Raw genomic sequence first — 4,257 nt, 5'->3', positions numbered from 1 at the left:
GTGTGACGCACCAAGGGAGAAGTCTGCCCTTTTGAGGAAATCTAGCGAGGAAAAACGATACTGGAACAGCAGAAAGTAAAACTGACCTCATAAGGAGGAAAAAAGTGGCTCATGAGGTCAGGGGTTTGGTAAGTTACATCTAGTTGAGAGAGGTATGAATGATTTGGGATAAATTTTCAACATCGCAAATATGTGGGGCAAAAACACAATTTTAGGAGAAAAAGAAGTAAATCTTCCCATAATAAAACGCATAATATCAAGTTTTCACACCTGATATTATGCGTTTTTCAGATTTTAAAGACTTTTTCCAGCCTTCATTTTACATATGTTTTAAACGTTCAATCCGTTCTGAGATAGGTGGGTGGGTATAAAAGAGTTTTTTGAACCCTCCCCCTTTCTTAGGATCATTGATATAAAGTGCACTGCTAGCATCATCGACGTGGCGACTCATAGGTTTGCTATTGTCCAACTTATCTAGGGCATTAATCATTCCCTGGGGATTGCGAGTCAGCTCGACACTAGATGCATCTGCCAGAAATTCCCTCTGACGAGAAATAGCGAGCTGAAGCAAGGTTGCAGCGAGAGGTGCCAGTACAATAGCTAGTAGGGAAACCACTAGCATAATGATTTCAAGACCATTTCCATCTCGGTCATCATCACTTCGTCTGCGACCTGCTCCACCCCACCACATCATACGACCTGCCATACCAGAAAGCATGGTGATAGCACTAGCAAGGGCAACTGCAATAGTCGAAATACGGATATCATAATTACGAATATGACTGACTTCATGTCCCATAACAGCTTCTAGTTCTTCACGATTCATGATAGCTAGTAGACCTGAAGTCGCAGCAACCGCCGCATTTTGAGGGTTAGAACCTGTCGCAAAGGCATTTAAGGCTGGATCATCAATGATGAAAACACGGGGCATAGGAATCTGAGCGACCATAGCCATATCTTCCACTACGTGGTAGAGATCTGGTGCCGTTTGTTCATCAATCTCACGCGCCCCGTTCATGGACATGACAATCTCTGTTGATTGAAAAATCATGGACAAGGCATAGATAAAGCCGATAATCAGTGCGATAACCAAACCACCAATCCCAGACCGCATAAAGAGGTAACCAACCGCATAACCAACAAGAGCTAAGAGTAGGAAAAATACCAGCAATAAAATCCACGTTTTTCGTTTATTGCTTGCAATTTGATCAAACAGCATCTTAGTCACCTAAACCGCTAAAATCAACCTTAGGAACTGCCTTTTCCTCTTCTGGTGTTTGAAGGAAATCTGCTGCTTTAAATCCAAACATTCCAGCGATAATGTTGCTTGGGAAAGTCTCTAATTTTACATTGTAGTTGCTGACAACACTGTTGTAGAGTTGACGAGAGTAAGAAATTTTATTTTCTGTGTTTGTCAACTCCTCTTGCAATTTAACAAAGTTGGCGCTTGCCTTCAAATCTGGATAGCTTTCTGCAACTGCAAAAATACCTGCAACCTGACGAGTGAGGGCATCACTAGCTTTCATAGCTTCTGCTGGTGAAGTCGCTGCTGCCACTTGGTTACGCAGTTCTGCCACCTTTTCAAGGGTAGAACCTTCATATTTAGCATAACCTTTTACAGTCTCAATCAAGTTTGGCAAGAGGTCATTTCGACGTTTCAACTGAACATCAATTTGGCTCCAAGCCTCCTTTGTTTGCATACGATTCTTAACCAAACCGTTATAGCTAACAATCACAAAAATAACAACAAGAGCGATAACTCCAAGAATAATCCAAGTCATGATATAAGTCCTTTCTACTTTTAGATTAGTACCAGTATATCAAATTTTTAATGATTGTGGTAAAATAAGATGATACTAAAGAAGGAAATAACTATGAAACCAGAAACATTTTACAACTTGCTTGCCGAGCAAAATCTTCCACTTTCGGACCAGCAAAAAAAACAATTTGAACGTTATTTTGAACTCTTAGTCGAGTGGAATGAAAAGATTAATTTAACAGCCATTACGGACAAAGAAGAAGTTTATCTCAAACATTTTTACGATTCGATTGCACCTATTCTGCAAGGCTTGATTCCCAATGAAAATATCAAATTGCTTGATATTGGAGCCGGTGCAGGATTTCCTAGTCTACCAATGAAAATCCTCTATCCTCAGTTAGATGTGACCATCATTGATTCGCTCAATAAACGTATCAACTTCCTCCAACTCTTAGCTCAAGAACTGGATTTGGACGATGTTCATTTCTACCATGGACGTGCCGAAGATTTTGCCCAAGACAAGAACTTCCGTGCTCAGTATGATTTTGTAACAGCTCGTGCTGTAGCCCGTATGCAGGTCTTGTCTGAATTGACAATTCCTTACCTTAAAGTTGGTGGTAAACTATTGGCACTCAAGGCCAGCAATGCGCCTGAGGAGTTATTAGAAGCTAAGAATGCCCTCAACCTCCTTTTTAGTAAAGTCGAAGACAATCTCAGCTACGCCCTACCAAATGGAGATCCGCGTTATATCACAGTGGTAGAAAAGAAAAAAGAAACGCCCAACAAATACCCAAGAAAGGCTGGTATGCCAAATAAACGCCCGCTTTAAATTTTTTAGTAAAAAATGTTTACAAAGTCATCCTCGCTCTCTTATTTTTAGGCTCGGGAAAAAATGATTTACAAAATCAACCTCGCTCTCTTATTTTTAGGCTCGGGAAAAAATGATTTACAAAATCAACCTCGCTCTCTTATTTTTAGGCTCGGGAAAAAATGATTTACAAAATCATTTTTTTCTGCTATACTATCCTAAGCAAAGGTTTTTAATGTCATCCCGTGAGGTGACGAAGACACAGAAATACTTGAAACTCTTTAAAGTTTAGATTTTAGAGAAGTCTTACTCTGAGGGCCTATTGCTGTAAAATAATGGGCTCTTTTTTGATGCCCAAAAGTGAGGTTTATATGAAACAAGAATCAACTGTTGATTTGTTACTAGACGTTGACCAACGTCCTTCAGCTGGAAAAGGAATTCTCCTTAGTTTCCAACACGTTTTCGCCATGTTTGGTGCGACCATCTTGGTACCCTTGATTTTGGGAATGCCTGTATCTGTTGCCCTTTTTGCTTCAGGTGTTGGAACACTCATCTACATGATTTCAACTGGTTTTAAAGTTCCAGTTTATCTAGGTTCTTCATTCGCCTTTATCACAGCTATGTCACTAGCTATGAAGGAAATGGGAGGAGATATATCTGCTGCTCAAACTGGAGTTATCTTGACTGGTTTGGTCTATGTCCTTGTTGCTACCAGCATCCGATTTGTAGGAACAAAATGGATTGATAAACTCTTGCCACCAATCATCATCGGACCTATGATTATCGTTATCGGTCTTGGACTTGCAGGTTCAGCTGTTACCAACGCTGGTCTTGTAGCTGATGGAAACTGGAAAAATGCTCTTGTAGCAGTTGTTACTTTCTTGATTGCTGCCTTTATCAATACAAAGGGAAAAGGATTCCTACGAATCATTCCATTTCTCTTTGCCATTATCGGTGGTTACCTCTTCGCACTAACTCTTGGCTTGGTTGACTTTACACCAGTTCTTAAAGCTAACTGGTTTGAAATTCCTGGTTTCTACTTGCCATTTAACACAGGTGGTGCCTTTAAAGAATACAATCTTTACTTTGGTCCAGAAGCCATCGCTATCTTGCCAATCGCTATCGTAACAATTTCTGAACATATCGGAGACCATACTGTTTTGGGTCAAATCTGTGGCCGTCAATTCTTAAAAGAACCAGGTCTTCACCGTACTCTTCTTGGTGACGGTATCGCAACTTCTGTTTCTGCCTTCCTTGGTGGACCAGCCAATACAACTTACGGAGAAAATACAGGGGTTATCGGTATGACTCGTATCGCTTCTGTCTCAGTTATCCGTAACGCTGCCTTTATCGCGATTGCCCTCAGCTTCCTTGGTAAATTCACTGCCTTGATTTCAACTATTCCAAATGCTGTACTTGGTGGTATGTCAATCCTTCTCTATGGGGTTATCGCCAGCAATGGTTTGAAAGTCTTGATTAAAGAACGTGTTGATTTCGCTCAAATGCGAAACCTCATCATCGCAAGTGCTATGTTGGTTCTTGGACTTGGAGGAGCTGTCCTTAAACTTGGTCCAGTTACACTTTCAGGTACTGCTCTTTCAGCCATGACAGGAATCATCTTGAACTTGATCTTGCCATACGAAAATAAAGACTAATACTCTTCGAAAATCTCTTCAAACCACGTCAACGT

At 40.7% G+C, this 4,257-nt stretch carries 4 protein-coding genes; 2 read left to right on the top strand and 2 right to left on the bottom strand.

The window, feature by feature from the left end; translation table 11 throughout:
• Positions 1 to 319: 319 nt before the first annotated feature.
• Complete coding sequence (gene htpX, locus HT723_RS10730) at positions 320 to 1,219, bottom strand: zinc metalloprotease HtpX (protein ID WP_172935179.1); 900 nt, start codon at positions 1,217 to 1,219, stop codon at positions 320 to 322.
• A 1-nt stretch (position 1,220) separates the two neighbouring features.
• Entirely contained in the window at positions 1,221 to 1,781 is a 561-nt protein-coding gene (locus HT723_RS10725) for a LemA family protein (RefSeq protein WP_050108063.1), read from the bottom strand.
• A gap of 93 nt (positions 1,782 to 1,874) precedes the next feature.
• Here HT723_RS10725 and rsmG point away from each other — a divergent pair, with 93 nt between their 5' ends.
• Both rsmG and HT723_RS10715 read left to right on the top strand, forming a co-directional pair.
• A complete protein-coding gene (rsmG, locus tag HT723_RS10720; RefSeq protein WP_172935178.1) occupies positions 1,875 to 2,588 on the top strand; it encodes a 16S rRNA (guanine(527)-N(7))-methyltransferase RsmG in 714 nt (237 codons plus the stop codon).
• Between the two features lie 350 nt (positions 2,589 to 2,938).
• Positions 2,939 to 4,222: a solute carrier family 23 protein gene (locus HT723_RS10715; protein WP_171039201.1), complete on the top strand. Its 1,284-nt coding sequence runs from the start codon at positions 2,939 to 2,941 to the stop codon at positions 4,220 to 4,222.
• The last annotated feature ends 35 nt before the right edge of the window (positions 4,223 to 4,257 follow it).

Origin of the sequence: Streptococcus sp. 2106 (assembly GCF_013277315.1) — a bacterium.
GTDB lineage: Bacteria > Bacillota > Bacilli > Lactobacillales > Streptococcaceae > Streptococcus > Streptococcus pseudopneumoniae.
The sequence above is the reverse complement of the archived record's forward strand: the minus strand, read 5'-3'. Positions and strand labels throughout refer to the sequence as shown.

Excerpts from the sequence above, each read along its gene's own strand:
- htpX (WP_172935179.1), bottom strand. The coding sequence starts at position 1,219 with ATGCTGTTTGATCAAATTGCAAGCAATAAACGAAAAACGTGGATTTTA.
- HT723_RS10715 (WP_171039201.1), top strand. The coding sequence starts at position 2,939 with ATGAAACAAGAATCAACTGTTGATTTGTTACTAGACGTTGACCAACGT.
- rsmG (WP_172935178.1), top strand. The coding sequence starts at position 1,875 with ATGAAACCAGAAACATTTTACAACTTGCTTGCCGAGCAAAATCTTCCA.
- HT723_RS10725 (WP_050108063.1), bottom strand. The coding sequence starts at position 1,781 with ATGACTTGGATTATTCTTGGAGTTATCGCTCTTGTTGTTATTTTTGTG.